The sequence below is a fragment of the Micromonospora sp. NPDC023966 genome (genome assembly GCF_040639095.1).
Classification (GTDB): Bacteria; Actinomycetota; Actinomycetes; order Mycobacteriales; family Micromonosporaceae; genus Micromonospora.
In genome coordinates, this window is the sequence record NZ_JBEZZJ010000002.1 from 401,628 (window position 1) to 418,093 (window position 16,466).

13 protein-coding genes are annotated in these 16,466 nt (G+C 73.5%); 6 read left to right on the top strand and 7 right to left on the bottom strand.

Annotated elements, in window-relative coordinates:
• Positions 1-10 precede the first annotated feature (10 nt).
• Positions 11-727 carry a DUF1223 domain-containing protein gene (locus AB0F68_RS05880; protein WP_357333216.1) on the top strand — a complete coding sequence of 239 codons (717 nt, stop codon included), beginning with the start codon at positions 11-13 and terminating at the stop codon, positions 725-727.
• Between the two features lie 14 nt (positions 728-741).
• Here the strand turns inward: AB0F68_RS05880 and AB0F68_RS05885 are convergent, their stop codons facing one another.
• Positions 742-1,629 (bottom strand): redoxin family protein, encoded by an 888-nt coding sequence (locus tag AB0F68_RS05885; RefSeq protein WP_357333217.1) that lies wholly within the window; start codon positions 1,627-1,629, stop codon positions 742-744.
• 163 nt (positions 1,630-1,792) lie between these two features.
• Between AB0F68_RS05885 and AB0F68_RS05890 the strand changes: the two genes are divergently transcribed.
• Positions 1,793-2,983 (top strand): MFS transporter, encoded by a 1,191-nt coding sequence (locus AB0F68_RS05890; RefSeq protein ID WP_357333218.1) that lies wholly within the window; start codon positions 1,793-1,795, stop codon positions 2,981-2,983.
• 253 nt (positions 2,984-3,236) lie between these two features.
• Positions 3,237-5,432, top strand: coding sequence for a catalase/peroxidase HPI (katG, locus tag AB0F68_RS05895; RefSeq protein ID WP_357333219.1), 2,196 nt, complete (start codon positions 3,237-3,239; stop codon positions 5,430-5,432).
• A 35-nt stretch (positions 5,433-5,467) separates the two neighbouring features.
• On the opposite strand, the gene AB0F68_RS05900 is transcribed toward katG, so the two are convergent.
• Positions 5,468-7,105, bottom strand: a complete 1,638-nt coding sequence (locus AB0F68_RS05900; RefSeq protein ID WP_357333220.1) for a family 10 glycosylhydrolase — start codon at positions 7,103-7,105, stop codon at positions 5,468-5,470.
• Between the two features lie 162 nt (positions 7,106-7,267).
• Positions 7,268-8,470, bottom strand: coding sequence for a S1 family peptidase (locus AB0F68_RS05905; protein WP_357333221.1), 1,203 nt, complete (start codon positions 8,468-8,470; stop codon positions 7,268-7,270).
• 482 nt (positions 8,471-8,952) lie between these two features.
• On the opposite strand from AB0F68_RS05905, the gene AB0F68_RS05910 reads away from it, so the two are divergent.
• Positions 8,953-10,299 (top strand): MFS transporter, encoded by a 1,347-nt coding sequence (locus tag AB0F68_RS05910; protein WP_357333341.1) that lies wholly within the window; start codon positions 8,953-8,955, stop codon positions 10,297-10,299.
• Positions 10,238-10,678 (top strand): ATP-binding protein, encoded by a 441-nt coding sequence (locus AB0F68_RS05915; protein ID WP_357333222.1) that lies wholly within the window; start codon positions 10,238-10,240, stop codon positions 10,676-10,678. Before AB0F68_RS05910 ends, AB0F68_RS05915 begins: the two co-directional genes overlap by 62 nt.
• A 128-nt stretch (positions 10,679-10,806) precedes the next feature.
• On the opposite strand, the gene iolD is transcribed toward AB0F68_RS05915, so the two are convergent.
• Genes iolD through iolC form a run of 4 tightly spaced genes read right to left on the bottom strand, consistent with a single transcriptional unit; the run spans position 10,807 to position 15,411 of the window.
• Positions 10,807-12,651 (bottom strand): 3D-(3,5/4)-trihydroxycyclohexane-1,2-dione acylhydrolase (decyclizing), encoded by a 1,845-nt coding sequence (gene iolD / locus AB0F68_RS05920; RefSeq protein ID WP_357333223.1) that lies wholly within the window; start codon positions 12,649-12,651, stop codon positions 10,807-10,809.
• Positions 12,651-13,547: a 5-deoxy-glucuronate isomerase gene (gene iolB, locus AB0F68_RS05925; protein ID WP_357333224.1), complete on the bottom strand. Its 897-nt coding sequence runs from the start codon at positions 13,545-13,547 to the stop codon at positions 12,651-12,653. Before iolB ends, iolD begins: the two co-directional genes overlap by 1 nt.
• Complete coding sequence (locus tag AB0F68_RS05930) at positions 13,544-14,431, bottom strand: aldolase (RefSeq protein WP_357333225.1); 888 nt, start codon at positions 14,429-14,431, stop codon at positions 13,544-13,546. Before AB0F68_RS05930 ends, iolB begins: the two co-directional genes overlap by 4 nt.
• Complete coding sequence (gene iolC / locus AB0F68_RS05935) at positions 14,428-15,411, bottom strand: 5-dehydro-2-deoxygluconokinase (protein WP_357333226.1); 984 nt, start codon at positions 15,409-15,411, stop codon at positions 14,428-14,430. Before iolC ends, AB0F68_RS05930 begins: the two co-directional genes overlap by 4 nt.
• Positions 15,412-15,601: 190 nt before the next feature.
• On the opposite strand from iolC, the gene AB0F68_RS05940 reads away from it, so the two are divergent.
• Positions 15,602-16,339 carry a GntR family transcriptional regulator gene (locus AB0F68_RS05940; protein WP_357333227.1) on the top strand — a complete coding sequence of 246 codons (738 nt, stop codon included), beginning with the start codon at positions 15,602-15,604 and terminating at the stop codon, positions 16,337-16,339.
• Positions 16,340-16,466 lie beyond the last annotated feature (127 nt).

The following is a 16,466-nucleotide window of genomic DNA, read 5'->3' on the forward strand; positions in this document are numbered from 1 at the left end:
GAGCCAGGCCATGACGGACCCCTCGCCCACCGGGTCGCCGCCACCGTCGGGCAACGGCGGCTTCGCCGTCGTGGAGCTGTTCACCTCGCAGGGCTGCGAGAGCTGCCCGCCCGCCGAGGAGGTGCTGACCGAGATCGAGCGGGACGCCAGGAAGCGGGGCGAGCCCGTGTTCGCCCTCGCCTTCCACGTCGACTACTGGGACCACCTGGGCTGGCCCGACCCCTACGCCGCCGGGGCCTACACGGCGCGGCAGGAGGCGTACGCGCGGGCGTTCGGCACCGGACACCTGTACACGCCGCAGATGGTGGTCAACGGCACCACCGAGTTCGTCGGCTCCGACCGCCGGCGGGCGGGCGAGGCCATCGCGTCCGCGCTGTCGGCGGGGGCCACCACGCCGCTCGCCCTGTCGGTCGGCGACGCGGGCGACGGGCACGTGGTGGTGGACTACCAGGCCGAGCGGCCACCGGCGCGGGGCATGTTGCACGTGGCGGTCGTGGAACGGGGTTTGGAGAACGACGTCCCGCGGGGCGAGAACGCCGGGCGCCGGCTGCGGCAGGACAACGTGGTGCGGGCCTTCACCTCGGTGGGCCTCGGCGCCGAGCAGGGGCGGGTGGACCTGGCGGTGCCGCCGGACCTCGATTCCCGGCACGCCTCGGTGGTGGGTTACGTGCAGCAGGAGGGCGAGCGGGCCGTCGTCGGCGCCGCCGCCGTCGACCTGTCGGCCTGAGCCGCGGCGCCGCGTCACGGCCCGAAGGTGAAGACGTACGCGCGGAAGCCGGGCCGGTCGGTGAGCAGGTTCAGCAGGTGGTCGTCCCGGGACGCGCCGGCGACCAACCGGAACATGGCCGGCCGGTCGATCCGCGCGATCGCGTCCGGCCCCACGTCGGCGCCCCGCTCCGCGCCGATCGGCATCCCGTCGAGCAGCACCTGAACCGGCGCCTGCCCGGTGGGTCCCGGATCGACGACGAGGTTCACCTCCCCGGCGTTGAAGGGCAGGGCGAGTTCGCCCCCGCCGCTGCTCAGCTCGACGTACTCGCCGCCGCTGCGCCAGTCACCGGCCAGGCTGAACGTGCCCGGCACGCCCCGGTCAGCGCCGAGGTACGTCTCGGGCGTGATGCCGACGTAGGAGGGCTGGCCGCCCGTGACGAACGCCGAGACCTCGGGGCTGACCGGCGGCAGCGCGGTGCCGGGCGCCCTGATCTCGAGGAGTCGCCGGATCTCCGACTCGACCCGCTCGTAGTCGCCCTCCCCGACCCACCGCTCGACGAATCGCCCGTCCGCGTCGAAGAGGTACTTCGCCGGCCAGGCGTCGTTGCCGAGGGCCCGCCAGAAGGTGAAGTCGTTGTCGAGCGCGACGGGATAGGTGAGCCCGTGGTCGCGGATCGCCCGGTCGATGTGCTCCGCGTGCCGGCCGAACTCGAACTCGGGCGCGTGCACCCCGATGACGGTCAGGCCCAGGTCCGCGTAGTCGCGGTGCCACGCCTTCACATACGGCGCGGTGCGGATCCAGTTGACGCAGGTGTACTCCCAGATGTCGACCAGAACCACCCGGCCGTGCAGCGCCTCCGGGGTCAACGGGGGCGAGTTCACCCACCGCTGGACGTCGAGAGCGGGGATCTGCCGCGCCATGTCAAGCACGCTATCCGCGGGCAGGACCGGGCGAGACGGAACGCGGACTTCGCGCCGGGCCCCGTCGGTGTCGCGTGCGACGGGCCGGACGGGGTACTCCGCTGCGCCGGCCGGCAGGGAGGGCGGCCAGTCGTCCCCGCCGCTCACCCGAGGAGCAGGCCTGATGAGCATCGACCAGTCGAGGCGCCCCGCGCGGAGCGGCGCGCTGTTCCTGCTCGCCTCGATCATCGTGTCCTTCGTCGCCGCGTCGACGGCCCCGAGCCCCCTGTACGGGATCTACCAGGCGCGCTGGCACTTCTCGCCGATCACCACCACCGTGGTGTTCGCCGTCTACTCCCTTGCGGTGCTGGCCACCCTGCTCACCGTCGGCAAGCTCTCCGATCATGTCGGCCGGCGACCGGTCCTGCTCGCCGCGATCGCGGTCCAGATCATCTCGCTGGTCATCTTCGTCCTCGCCGGCGGCGTACCCACGCTGGTGGCCGCCCGCGTCGTGCAGGGCGTCGCGGCCGGCGCCGCCACCGGCGCGGCGGCCGCCGCCATGCTCGACATCGACCGGGCTCGCGGCACGCTCGCCAACTCGATCGCCCCGGGCATCGGCACCGGGGTGGGTGCCCTGCTCTCCGCCCTGCTCGTCCAGTACCTGCCCGCGCCGACGCGCCTGGTGTACCTCGTCCTGCTCGTCGTCCTGCTGATCCAGGCCGTCGGGGTGGTGCTGATGGCGGAGACGGTCACGCCGATGGCGGGGGCGCTGCGGAGCCTGCGGCCGGAGATCACGCTGCCCCGCGCGGTGCGCGGTCCCCTGCTGGTCGTCGCCCCGGTCGTCTTCGCCGTCTGGGCGCTGGCCGGGTTCTTCGGCGCGCTCGGCCCGGCACTCGTACGCGCCCTCATGAACTCGTCGATCGTGGCCGGGGGTCTGAGCATCTTCGTCTTCGCCGTCTTCGGGTCCGTCGCCATCCTCGTGCTGCGCGACCGGGCCGCGCGGACCGTCATGCTCACCGGCATCACCGCGCTCGTCCTCGGCATGATCATCACGCTGGTGTCGGTCTCCGCCGATTCCATCACCGGCTTCTTCGTCGGCCTCGCGTTCGGAGGTGTCGGCTTCGGCGGCGGCTTCCAGGGCAGCCTCAAGACCGTCACGCCGCTGGTCGAGGCGCACGAGCGCGCCAGCGTGCTCTCCCTGCTCTACATCGTCTCCTACATCGGCTTCGGCCTGCCGACGGTCATCGCCGGCTTCCTCGTGGTCCACGGCGGCGGCCTGCGCCGGACCGCCGAGGAGTACGCGGTCGCCGTCATCATCCTCGCCGTGATCGCCCTGCTCGGGCTGCGCGGAACGAGCCGAACGCGACCCGGGTGAGCCACGTCCTCAGCTCCTCGGGAGCCTGCTCGGCGACCCAGTGGCCGGTGCGGGGAATGACCACGGTCTGCACGTCCTCGGCGCCGGGCTTGATCCCTTCCGCGGCCTTCTCGGCCCAGCCCTGCGGAGCGAACGACGAGCCCGTGCTATTCCGGCGGATCGCCACAACCAGAAGAAATTGGCGCATACTGCCCTGCGTGGTCACGAACTGGAGTTGACGGACGAGCCAGCACGGCAGGGAGGAAGAATCGACGTGCCCGAGCACGGTAGCGAGAGCGAGAACCCGGCAATCCCGGCCCCGACTCCCCGGCCGAGTCGACCGAGGACCAACCAGGACTGGTGGCCGAACCAGCTGAACCTGCAGGTGCTGCGCCAGCACTCAACCCGGACCGACCCGATGGGCGAGGACTTCAGCTACCGCGAGGAGTTCCAGTCCCTCGACGTCGACGCGCTCAAGCGGGACCTCTTCGAGGTCATGACGACGTCGCAGGACTGGTGGCCGGCCGACTACGGCCACTACGGGCCGCTCTTCATCCGGATGAGCTGGCACGCCGCCGGCACGTACCGGATCGAGGACGGCCGCGGCGGTGGGGGCGACGGCGCCCAGCGCTTCGCCCCGCTGAACAGCTGGCCCGACAACGCCAACCTCGACAAGGCGCGCCGGCTGCTCTGGCCCGTCAAGCAGAAGTACGGGTGCCAGATCTCCTGGGCCGACCTCCTGGTCTTCGCCGGCAACTGCGCCCTGGAGTCGATGGGCTTCAAGACCTTCGGCTTCGGCTTCGGGCGGGAGGACGTGTGGGAGCCCGAGGAGATCTTCTGGGGGCCCGAGGACACCTGGCTCGGAGACGAGCGCTACAGCGGCGAGCGGGAACTCGCCGGCCCGCTCGGCGCCGTACAGATGGGCCTCATCTACGTCAACCCGGAGGGCCCGAACGGCACGCCGGACCCGCTCGCGTCCGCCCGGGACATCCGCGAGACCTTCCGCCGGATGGCCATGGACGACGAGGAGACGGTCGCCCTGATCGCCGGCGGCCACACGTTCGGCAAGACGCACGGCGCCGCCGGCGCCGAGTACGTCGGCCCCGAGCCGGAGGGCTGCCCGGTCGAGCAGCAGGGCCTCGGCTGGCAGAACTCCTTCGGCAGCGGCAAGGGCAAGGACACCATCACCAGCGGGCTGGAGGGCGCCTGGACCCCCACCCCCGTCACGTGGGACAACAGCTTCTTCGAAACCCTCTTCGGCTACGAGTGGGAGGTCACCGAGAGCCCGGCCGGCGCCAAGCAGTGGCGGCCGAAGGGCGGCGCCGGGGCGGACGCGGTGCCCGGGCCGCACGACCCGTCGGTCCGGTACGCCCCGATGATGGCCACGACGGACCTGGCGCTGCGCCTCGACCCGACCTACGAGCAGATCTCCCGGCGCTTCATGACGAACCCGGACCAGTTCGCGGAGGCGTTCGCCAGGGCGTGGTACAAGCTGCTGCACCGCGACATGGGGCCGGTCACGCGCTACCTCGGCCCGTGGGTGCCCGAGCCGCAACTGTGGCAGGACCCCGTCCCGGCGGTCGACCACGAGCTGGTCGGGGACGTGGACGTCACCGCCCTCAAGAGCAAGCTCCTGGCCTCCGGGCTGTCCGTCGCCCAGCTGGCCCGGACCGCGTGGGCGTCGGCGGCGAGCTTCCGCGGCACCGACATGCGGGGCGGGGCCAACGGGGCGCGGATCCGACTCGAACCGCAGCGGAACTGGGAGGTCAACGAGCCGGCCGAGCTCGCCACGGTGCTGCGGACGCTGGAGCGGATCCAGCAGGAGTTCAACAGCTCACCGTCCGGCGGGAAGCGGATCTCGCTGGCCGACCTGATCGTCCTCGGCGGGTGCGCGGCCGTCGAGCAGGCGGCGAGGAACGCCGGGCACGACCTGACGGTCCCGTTCGCACCGGGGCGCACGGACGCCGCCCAGGAGCAGACGGACGTGGAGGCGTTCGCCGTGCTCGAGCCGAAGGCGGACGGGTTCCGCAGCTACCTGCGCGCCGGACAGAAGCTGCCGCCGGAGACGCTCCTGCTGGACCGAGCGAACCTGCTCACGCTGACCGCACCCGAGATGACGGTGCTGCTCGGCGGCATGCGGGCCCTGGACGCCAACGTGGGACAGGCCCGGCACGGCGTCCTCACCGACCGGCCCGGGGCGTTGACGAACGACTTCTTCGTCAACCTGCTCGACATCGGCACCGAGTGGAAGCCGGCCGCCTCGGCCGAGAACGTGTTCGAGGGCCGGGACCGCGACACGGGAGAGATCCGGTGGACCGCCACCGCGGTCGACCTCGTCTTCGGCGCGCACTCGCAGCTCCGCGCCATCGCGGAGGTCTACGCCAGCCGCGACGGCCAGGAGAAGTTCGTCCGGGACTTCGTCGCGGCCTGGGTCAAGGTGATGAACCTGGACCGGTACGACCTGGCCTGATCGGGCCCCCGGCGCGCCCGCCAAGCGCCGGAGGGTCAGGCGACGGACGCCGGAGCGCTGAGGCCGCCCTGGTTCCCGCTGCGATCCAGGCCGGCGACGCAGTAGGTGAGCGGCTGACCGGCCGGTGCGGTGCGGTCCACCCAGTCACCACCGCGGGTCGTGCCCACGAGCCGGGCCTCGCCGCCGTCCACCCGGTAGACGGCGAAGCTCACCGCGTCGTCGCCACGCCAGGTCAGCAGCACCCCGCCGGCGTCCTGACGCCGTGCGCCGGTGAGCGCGGGTGCGGGCGGGGGCGCCGCCGGCAGCTGAGCCATCGTGGGCAGCAGCGCGGGTGCGGCGTAGTGCGCGTCGCTGTACCGGCTGACCGCCCCGAGCTTGTCGGCGCGCACCTGCCGGGCGCTGAAGTGCACGCTTCCGCTCACCCCGTGCCGCCGGTTCAGCGCGAGCTGACGGTCCAGCTCGGCCGGATCGCGCCAGGCGCCGCGCTCACCCACCCGGTAGTCGGCCTGACCGATGTAGAGCTGCACCCGGGTGCCCCGCACCGTGGCCGCCCACCACGGCAGCAGCTTGGCGTAGTCGGCCTTGCCGAACCCGATGTGCCAGTAGAGCTGCGGCACGACGTAGTCCAGCCACTGCCGGCGTACCCAGAGCCGGGTGTCGGCGTAGATGTCGTCGTAGCTCTGCAGGCCGGCGGTGGCCGAGCCGGCCGGGTCGGTGCGCTTGTTGCGCCAGATCCCGAACGGGCTGATGCCGAACTTCACCCACGGCTTGATCGCCTTGATCCGCTCGCTCATCTCCCGGACCAGCGTGTTCACGTTGTCCCGCCGCCAGGCGTGCTTGTCGGCGAAGCGCCCGCCGTAGCGGGCGAACGCCGCGTCGTCCGGGAAGTCCTGTCCCGCCTCCGGGTACGGGTAGAAGAAGTCGTCGAAGTGCACCCCGTCGACGTCGTACCGCTGGACCGCCTCCAGCATCGCGTCCTCGACGAACCGGCGGGCCTCCGGGATGCCGGGGTTGAAGTAGAGGCGGCTGCCGGGCCGGTCGGCGCTGGGATAGGTGACCACCCAGTCGCGGTGTTGCCGCAGCGGGTGGGTCGGCGCGAGCTGGTCCAGGCGGGGACCCGGTCCGCCCACCGTGGCCGGTTGGCCGCCCCGGTAGGGGTTGAACCAGGCATGGAACTCCAGGTTGCGGGCGTGCGCCTCGGCGACCATGAACTCCATCGGGTCCCAGCCCGGGTCGCGGCCGTCGCGGCGCCCGGTCAGCCACTCCGACCACGGCGCGTAGCTCGACGGCCAGAGCGCGTCCCCGCTCGGCCGCACGTGCACGAAGACCGCGTTGTGGTTGCGCCGGACCGCCAGGTCCAACCAGCCCCGGAACTCGGCCCGCGCCGCCTCGGCCGGCAGCCCCCGTCGGCTCGGCCAGTCGATGTTGTTCACCGTCGTGATCCACATGCCGCGCAGTTCGCGGGTCGCCCGGGCCGGCCGGCCGGCGCAGTCCGGGCCACCGCCCGCGGCGCCGGCCCCGGCCACGTCGCCCGCCGGCGGCGCGCCTGCGTCGCCGACGACCCGGTCCCGCAGCGACCAGGCGCCGACCGCGCCGGCCACGGCGAGCGCGACGACCACTGCGACGAGCGTGCGGGTACGACGGCGGGGAACGGACGGATCGGCGGAGGGCATCGCCCCAGTCTGCCAGCGCGCCCGGTGGGGGAACCGGCCGGAACCGCTTCTTAACGGTCACCTAAGGCCGGCCTGCCCGGGGCGGCGGCGTGGGCCGGTCCCCGTCGCGGACCAGCCCACGCTGCTCGCATCTGCGGTACGCCGACCGTGGGGCGCGGAGCCTCAGCCCTGGATGAGCGAGGCGCCGTAGTAGGTCAGCGAACCGATCTGCGCGTCACCGACCGGCCGCAGCAGCGGGGCGTACCAGACGGTGCTGGAGCCGTTGGCGACCACGCCGGGGCAGACCGCCGTGCCGGTCACCCCGGCGGAGACGGTGCCGCGAGCGTCGATCCGCCCGTCCGACCGGTACGAGTACACCGGCCCGCCGCTGTCGCCCGGCGCGGCGGCGCAGCCCCCGGCGACGATGTGGTTGGCCTGCGTCACCGGCCCGATCACGTAGCCGACGTTGACGAACTGGTTGACGACGCTGACCCGCAGGCTGCAGTGCTCACCGCTCGAGGCGCCGCCGGTGCAGACGTAGTTGCCGACGTAGTCCGAGGCGGCGCCACCGACCCCGATGCTGGTGGCCGCGTTGTACGGTCCGGTGTAGATCCGGCCGCCCGCCGCGACCCTGATCATCAGGGTGTCCCGCGGGTTCCAGTCGTTGATGATCGGCCCCATCGTGTTGGTCGGGCCACCACCGTCGTACGCCACCTGACCGTTCGCGCCGCAGTGCCCGGCGCTGAGGATCTGGCGGGCGTCGTTCCAGTACACCCCGAAGCCGGTGCTGCAGCCGCCGGCGGCGTAGTAGCGCGCCCCACCCCAGTAGGGGGCGAAGTCGTTCTGCCGGTTGAGCAGCGTCGGGCTCGACGCGGTGTTCACGCTGAGCGGCAGCCGCGCGGTACGCAGGAGGTCCCGCTTGCCCGCCGCCAGCGTCTTGCCGGTGACGGTCACCGCGAGCCCGCTGCCGTCGACCTTGGCGGCCACCGAGACCGCCCGCGGGTCGGCGGCGAGCCGCTGCGCCTCGGCGACCATCTCGCGCTGGTGGAACCGGGCCGGCTTGAACTTCACCGGTACGGAGAGCCGCTTGGCCAGGTCCCGGACGGACCCGGGCACGGAGCCCTTCCAGTAGACGGTGAGCTTGCGGTCCTCCGGCGCGGCCACCACCCCCGCGAACCCTTCGCCCCGGGCGGCGGTGATCTCACCGGCGGCCGCGTTGAGCCGGTCCTGCGCCGCGAACAGCTCACGCCAGCTGGAGAACCCGCCCGGCACGGCCTCGGCCGGCTGGGTCGACGGCGTGACGGGCTTGCCGTCGGCCACCGCCGGGGCGCCGATCGCTCCGGCGGCGACGATCGCGGCGGCCAACGCGAAAAGGGTGCGCCGCATGACCGTCCCCCCGCGTCCGCCGGATGTCATTTGACTCATGGGGATTTACCTCCTGAGGTGAGAGCCGCCGGGGCGACAATTTCCCCGGTCGCACTCGAATTTTGAGGCGGTGAATCCCATTCACCAGGCTCCTGCTACCAAGCGGACTCAGCCATTTACCCGACCCGGTTGGACGTGCGACCATTGCCGGTTCCCCGCCTGCTCGCTCAAAGCTCTGACCAGGAAGGACACGGCCCATTGCGCAATTCCGAGCGGCCGTCTGGGAAGAACACGAGGCCGCATGTACGCTCGCTTTTCTGGCCGCCTCTCCGTGCATATTCCACCGCTTTTCACGAAGAAAAATCCGCTCGGCGCTCGCGCCATGTCGAATGGCCGACATTGGGCGATCGGGGGAACCACGTGAGGGTCGGCCCGGCAGGTTCGCCTTCTGCCCTCAGGCGATTTCGTTGTGGTAGGTGGCCCACGTCGTGTCGGGTGGCGACATGCCGCCCGACACCGCTACGCCTCGCTTTCCGCGTTCCTCGCCCTACTGGCCGGTGGTGAGCCATCCGCTGCTGCGACGGGTCCTGCCCGGACTCGCGGTGTCCGCCCTGGGCGACGGCATGGCGCTGGTCGCCGTGACCTGGCTGGCGTTGCAGCTCGCGCCCCCGGGTCAACGCGGCACCTGGACGGCGCTCGCGGTGGCGGCGTACACCCTGCCCAGTGCCGCCGGAACCCTGGTCTTCGGCCGGTTCCTGGCCGGTCGGAGCGGCGCCCAGCTCGCCGGCTGGGACGCCGTCCTGCGCGCCGCCGCCCTCGCGGCGATCCCCGTCGCCCACCTTGCCGGCGCGCTCAGCATCGGCCTGTACGTGGCCCTGCTCGCGGCGTCCTCACTGCTGCACTCGTGGGGTTCAGCCGGGCGCTTCACCATGATCGCCGAGCTCCTGCCCGAGCGTCATCACCTGCCGGCCAACGCGGTGCTCGCCATCCTGGGACAGACCGCCACCATCATCGGCCCCCCGCTGGCGGGCGTGCTGATCGGTGCGGCCGGTCCGGTCTGGGTCATCGCGCTGGACGCGGTCACCTTCGCCGTCCTGGCCCTGACCTACCGCCTCGCCCTTCCAGGAGGCGGGCGAGCAGACCCGACGGAGAACGCGCCGTCCCGCACGGCCGGCTTCGGCATCATCCGCCACCACCGGGCCCTGCGCGGCCTGCTGGCGTTGACCTTCGCGTTCTTCCTCCTCTTCGGCCCGTTCTACGCGGCGATGCCCGTCCTGGTCACCGAGGACCTGCACGGCTCCGCGACGACCCTCGGGCTGTACTACACGGCGTTCGGCGCCGGCTCCCTCCTCGGCGGGCTCGCCACCGGCTACCTGCACCGCTGGCGGCTGTGGCCCACCACCATCGGCATCGTCGTCGGGTTCGGCGTCGCCATGCTGCCGCTCGGCCTGGCCGCGCCCGTCGGTCTGTCGCTGCCGGCCTTCGCCCTGGCCGGCCTCGTCTGGGCGCCCTACCGGTCCACGTCGATGGCGCTGTTCCAGCGCAGCACCACCACGGCGGCACTTCCGCAGGCCCTGGCCGCCTACGGCGCGGTCATCGTGCTGGCGGTGCCGCTGGGCACCATGCTCGGCGGGCCGCTGACGACCGGCGTCGGCCCCCGTCACACGCTGCTGCTGTGCGCGGTGGCGACCATCGTCCTCGGCGCGGTGGCCGCCGGGCTCGCCGTCGTGCCCGGGCGTCGGCCGGGGCAACGCGGGCGGATATTCGGAATCCGGGTAACCTCTTTTCATGGGCGGTTTCGGGCCACCGGCCGAGAGCAACTGGACCGGGGCCGGACACGCGCGAGGTGAGTCGCCGCCGCTTCTCTCCCGTGAGTTCACCGCCGCCACCATCACGGAGCTGCGGCACGCCGTCGCCGCGCGGGTCGCGGCGGTGGGGCTGACCGGCGAGCCCGCCGAGGACTTCGTCCTGGCCGTCCACGAGCTGGCCACCAACGCGGTACGCCACGGCGGCGGGACGGGCTACCTGCACCTGCGGCGGCAGGGCGACATCCTGAGCTGCGACGTCGTCGACCAGGGCGCACGCGCCGACTCGCCGCCGATCCGGTTGTCCGCCGGCGACGTGGCCGGTGGCCGGGGCCTCTGGCTGGCGGATCAGCTGGCCGACTCCCTGAGCCTGCACCGTCGCGCCGACGGGATGACCGCCACCGTCAGCATCGGCCTGCGCTGACCCCACCCGCGCGTGGCGTCCAGGAGACTGCGCGCTCAGTCGGTCGACAGCACTGCCAGCAGCGGCTCGAAGCCGGCGGCGTGGACGCCGATCGCGACCGGCAGGGGACCAGAGGATCGCGGGACCGGTCAGCCGGGACGCAGGTGGATGCGCCTGCTCTTGCGCCCCGCCTCGTACGCGGCCCGGGCGGTCCGCCCCTCCGCGGTGGTGGACACCTCGGCCACCGGCACGTCCCACCAGGCGCCGGCGTCCGGGCCGGCCTCGAACCGGTCGGTCCGCACGTGCACCACGGCGGTCCGGGTGGCCGCCTTCGCCGTCGCCAGGGCCGCCCGTAGTTGCGCCATGGTGGACACCTGGATCAGGTCGGCGCCGAGGCTGGCCGCGTTGGCGCCGAGGTCGATCGGCAGCGGCGCCCCGGTGCGGTCGACGTAGGCGGTGCCGAGCCGGTGCGCGCCGACGCTCTCCGACAGCCGGCCGATCGAGGCGAAGCCGGAGTTGTCGACCAGCACCACGACCAGCTTGACGCCCTCGGCGACCGCGGTGGCCAGTTCGCTCGGCAGCATCAGGTAGGACCCGTCGCCGACCAGCACGAACACCTCGCGCTCCGGCGCGGCCAGCTTCACCCCGATCCCGCCGGCGATCTCGTAGCCCATGCAGGAGTAGCCGTACTCGACGTGGTAGCTCTTCGGGTCGCGGCTGCGCCACAGCCGGTGCAGGTCCCCGGGCATCGACCCGGCCGCGCACACCACCACGCCGCGCGGGCCGGCGGCGTCGTTGACCGCGCCGATCACCGCGGTCTGGGTGGGCGGCGCGTCCGGGGCGGCGTGCCGGGCGCGGTCCGCCACGGCCGTCCACCGCTCGCGGAGCCGGGTCACCGATTCCCGGTACGCCGGCTCGGTGGCCCAGCCGGCGCAGGCCTCGTCGAGGGCGGCGAGGCTCTCCCGCGCGTCGCCCACGACCTGCGTGCCGGACAGTTTCGCCGCGTCGAACCCGGTGACGTTCAGGTTGACGAAGCGCACGTCGTCGCCGAACAGCGTGCCGGAGGCGGTGGTGAAGTCGCTGTAGCGGGTGCCCACCCCGATCACCACGTCGGCGCCGGCCGCGATCTCGTTGGCCGCGGTGGTCCCGGTGACGCCGACCGCGCCGAGGGCGAGCGGGTGGTCGTGCCGCAGCGCGCCGGTGCCGGCCTGGGACTCGGCCACCGGCACCCCGTGCTCCTCGGCGAACCGGCGCAGCGCCTCGGTGGCCCCGCTGTAGATCACCCCACCGCCGGCCACCACCAGCGGCCGCCGGGCCGCCCGCACGATCCCGGCCGCCCGGGCCAGCGTCGCCTCGTCGGCGCGGGGGCGCGGCACGTGCCAGACCCGTTCGGCGAACAGCTCGTCGGGCCAGTCGTACGCCTCGGCCTGCACGTCCTGCGGCAGGGCGAGGGTGACCGCGCCGGTCTCCGCCGGGTCGGTGAGCACCCGCATGGCGGCCAGCAGCGCCGCCGGGAGCTGCTCCGGGCGGTTGATCCGGTCCCAGTAACGGGAGACCGGCCGCAGCGCGTCGGTGACGCTGATGTCGTAGGAGCGCGGGTCCTCCAGCTCCTGCAGCACCGGGTTGGCCACCCGGGTGGCGAAGATGTCGCCGGGCAGCAGCAGCACCGGCAGCCGGTTGATGGTGGCGCCGGCCGCGCCGGTGACCAGGTTGGTCGCGCCGGGGCCGATCGAGGTGGTGCAGGCCAGGGTGCTGAGCCGGTCGGTCATCCGGGCGTACGCCGCCGCCGTGTGCACCATGCCCTGCTCGGTGCGGCAGAGGTGGTACGGCAGGTCGGGGCCGGCGGTGGCCAGCGCCTCGCCGATCCCGGCGACGTTGCCGTGGCCGAAGATGCCGAAGCAGGCCGGGATGAGCCGTTGCCGCCGCCCGTCGCGTTCCGACCACTGCCGGGCCAGGAACGCCACCACCGCCTGCGCCACCGTCAACCTGGGCATCACGCCTCTTTCGTTCCGGGCCGGGTCAGCGGCAGCCGCGGGTCCACCGGCTGGCCGGCCCAGCTGCCCCGGATCCAGCCGTGCCGGGGGTCGTCCACACAGGCCATGGTCCGGGCGGCGCCGGGTCCGGCCAGCACGTTGAGGTAGTAGAGGTCGTAGCCCGGGGCGGCCATCGACGGCCCGTGGTAGCCGTACGGGACGAGCACCACGTCGCCGGTGCGCACCTCGGCGAGCACGTCGATCGGCCGGTCGGCGGTGCCGTAGACCCGTTGGAAGCCCACCGGGCCCTCGCCCGGCTCGCCGCCGGCCACCTCGAAGTAGTAGACCTCCTCCAGCGCCGCCTCCACCCGCCCGTCGTCGTACGCCCGGTCCTGCTCGTGCTTGTGCGGCGGGTAGGAGGACCAGTTCCCGCCGGGGGTGAGCACCTCCACGGCGACCAGCCGGTCGCAGTCGAAGGCGTCCGGCGCGCAGAAGTTGTTGACCTGCCGGCTGGCCGGCCCGGCGCCGCGCAGTTCCACCGGCACATCCCGGGCCGCGCCGTAGCGGGGCGACAGCCGGCGGGCGGCCCGCGCCGACGGCAGCGCGAAGCGTCCCGCGCCCCGGATGGTCACGTCGGCGTCCCGGGGCAGGTAGGCGAAGTCGGAGACCGCGGCGAACACCGAGGTGCGTCCGGTCAGGGTGAGCCGCAACCCGTCGCAGTGCACGGTGGCGGCGCCGGCCAGCGGCAGGACCAGCATCTCCTCGTCGCCGGTGGTGAAGCTGACCGCCCCACCGGCGGGCAGGGTGAGCACCCGCAGCCCGGCGTAGGTCCAACCGGCCCGTTCGGGGGTGACCTCCACCGCCCAGGGCGCGCGGGCGGCGCCGCCCCAGGGCAGGTGGGCGTCGCCGGTCCTCACGCGTCCTGCCCGGTGGGCAGCAGCGAGCCGGCCACGTCCACGGCGGCGGCCACGTCGTCGTCGGGCGGGTAGAGCAGCGCCCGGCCGACCACCAGGCCGCGCACGCCGGGCAGCCGCAGCGCCCGCGCCCACCGCGCGTAGACCAGGTCCGGCGCCTCCACCGGGTCGCCGCCGAGCAGCAGGACCGGCAGCGTGGTCGCGGCCATGACCCGCTCCATCTCGTCGACGGCCGGCAGCTTCAACCAGGTGTACGCGCTGGTCGCGCCGAGCGCCTGGCCGACGCTGACGCCCTTGATGACCGCCTCCGGGCGCAGGTCGGCGCTGACCCGGCCGCCGTCGCGGGTCACCCAGAGCGGCTCGACCAGGGCCACGGTGCGGTGCCCGGCGAGGGCGGTGACCGCCTGGGCGCAGGCCTGGAGGGTGGAGGCGGTGCCCGGGTCGTCCGGGTCGATCCGGCAGAGCATCTTGCCGCCGTCGTAGCGCATCGCGGCGATGCTGTCGGCGTCGTAGGCGGTGAACCGGTCGTCGAGCTCGAAGGTGGCGCCGGAGAGGCCACCACGGTTCATCGAGCCGATGGCCAGGCGGTTCTCCAGCGCACCGAGCAGCAGCAGGTCCTCCAGGATGTCGGGGGTGCCGAGCACACCGTCGACGCCCGGTCGGGACAGCGCCACGCGCAGCCGATCGAGCAGGTCCACCCGCCCGGCCATGGCCATCGGCCGGTCCCGCACCCCGAGGGCGCCGCGGGCCGGGTGGTCGGCGGCGATGACGAACAGCGGCCGGCCGGGTTCCGGCCAGGGCCGACGGGTACGGCGGGCGGCGGCTTCGGCGATCGCCTGCGGCCGGTGCGCGCGGGTGCGGGTCAGCGCGTCGTACTCGGTGCTCACCGGTCTTCTCCTGTCAGGACGGCGGTCGGCGACGCCGGACGCGGCGCGGCGTCCCCGGCCAGCGCCACGGTCTCGGCGTAGTCGGGCATGGCGGCGGAGCAGGCCAGGCGGGAGGCGACGATCGCCCCGGCGGCGTTGGCGAAGCGCAGCGTCCGCTCCAGCGGCCAGCCGCGCAGCAGCCCAAGGCAGAGCGCGCCGCCGAACGCGTCGCCGGCGCCGAGCCCGTTGACCACGTCCACCGGCACCGGCGGCACCCGTACGCTCTGCTCCGCGGTGCGGGCCAGCACCCCGGCCGGGCCGAGCTTGACCACGGCGAGCCGGGGCCCGCGTTCGAGCAGCAGCTCGGCGGCCCGGTCCGGGTCGCGGGTGCCGACGGCGATCTCCACCTCGTCGAGGTTGCCGACGGCGACGGTGACCCGCGGCAGCACCTCGGCGACGGCCGCGGTGGCGGCCGCCGGGTCGGGCCAGAACATCGGCCGGTAGTCCAGGTCCAGCACGGTGTGCGGGCGGCCGGCCCGGGCGGCGAGCGCGGCGGCGTGCGCGTCGCGGCTGGGCTGCTGGCACAGGCCGGTGCCGGTGAGCCAGAAGACGCGGGCCGAGACGATCGCGTCGAGGTCCAGCTCCTCGGGGCGGATCTGGAGGTCCGGGGCGGTGGGGGTGCGGTAGAACCAGAGCGGGAAGTGGTCCGGCGGGAAGATCTCGCAGAAGGTGATCGGGGTGGGCAGCCCGTCGACCGGGCGGACCTGGCTGTCGTCCACACCGAACTCGCGCAGCGCCCGGTGCACGTAGTCGGCGAACGCGTCGGCGCCGGTGCGGGTGATGACCCCGGCGCGCAGCCCCTGCCGGCTGGCCGCGACCGCCACGTTGGTGGGGCTTCCGCCGAGGAACCTGCCGAACGTCTCCACCTCGGCCAGCGGCGTGGCGACCTGCAACGGATAGATGTCCACCCCGACCCGGCCGATGGTGAGCACATCGAGCATGCGGCGCCCTCCGTCCCGGCCGGCGTCGGCGTGTCCGCCAGCTCGATTCCGTCCCTGATTGGTAACAGTGCTCTACGAGTTGTGTCAATGTGTTGTCATGACATCCGTGCTCTGCGCTCGGTGATCGCTTCGGTACAGTGGCGGCCAGCAGCACGCCCCCATCCCGCTCAGCCGCAGCGAGGAGGTTTCCGTGACCGGTCCCGAGATCGCGGTCGACCGCAGCAGCCCGGTCCCGCTCTACTTCCAGGTCGCGGAACAGTTCGCCGCGGCGATCCAGCGCGGTGACCTGGCCCCGGGCGACCGCCTGGACAGCGAGTTGCAACTGGCCGACCGGCTGGGGCTGTCCCGGCCCACCGTGCGGCAGGCCATCCAACATCTCGTCGACAAGGGACTGATCATCCGCCGGCGCGGCGTGGGCACCCAGGTGGTCCGGGGTGAGGTCCGCCGGGCCGTCGAGCTGACCAGCCTGCACGACGACCTGGTCCGGGCCGGCCAGCGGCCGTCCACCTCGGTGCTGGAACTGGCCACCGTGTCCTGCCCGCCGGCGGTCGCCGCGGCGCTCGGCGTGCCACCCGGCGGCGAGGTGCAGCACCTGCGCCGGCTGCGCTTCTCCGACGGGGAACCCCTGGCGCTGATGGAGAACTGGCTCCCGGTCGACCAGCCGCGGCTCACCATGGCGGCCCTGCAGGCCGACGGCCTCTACGCGATCCTGCGCGCCGGCGGGCGGCGGATCCGCGGCGCCCACCAGCGGATCGGGGCGCGGGCGGCCACCGCCGCGGAGGCGCAGATGCTCGGCGAGCGGCGCGGCGCGCCGCTGCTCACCATGACCCGCACCGCGTACGACGACCAGGGCCGCTACGTCGAGCACGGCGCCCACATCTACCGGGCCAGCCGCTACTCCCTCGAGGTGACCGTCGCCGAGCGGTGACGGTGGATGTTTCGCGCTCATTTCAGTGACAGGTATTTACGTCGTCAGGCTGTCATGACATTGTGGCCGCAAGCACCGCCGGCGGCGGACGTGCGGCCGGCGGGGCGACCTCGCGAGTCTCTTCGAA